This window comes from Paraburkholderia sp. SIMBA_053, assembly GCF_046534895.1.
GTDB classification, from domain to species: domain Bacteria; phylum Pseudomonadota; class Gammaproteobacteria; order Burkholderiales; family Burkholderiaceae; genus Paraburkholderia; species Paraburkholderia caledonica.
Genome location: NZ_JAWRXU010001536.1, coordinates 1 through 241 on the forward strand (window position 1 = coordinate 1; position 241 = coordinate 241).

Sequence of the window (241 nt, forward strand, 5' to 3'; positions counted from 1 at the left end):
GCCGCGCTCGCCGATGCAGAAGCGCTCCACGTCGCCGTCGAGGAAACCCGCGCGCGCGTGCGCGCATTGCGCGTCGACATGAGCGCGTTGCAAGTGCTGCCCACCACCGAAGATCTCGCCGAACTCGGCGCGCAGAGCGGTTATCTGGCGAAAGTGGTCGCGCGTCTGCGCGGTCTGCAGGAAGACCCGCAGTCCGATCCGCAACAGGTCCGGCGCGCGGCCGAGGCGTTATTGCTGCTGG

At 68.9% G+C, this 241-nt stretch carries 1 pseudogene; it reads left to right on the forward strand.

Annotation, left to right across the window (positions count from 1 at the left end):
* A pseudogene (locus tag SB753_RS40715) lies at positions 1-241 on the forward strand (DNA repair exonuclease); the annotation flags it as partial.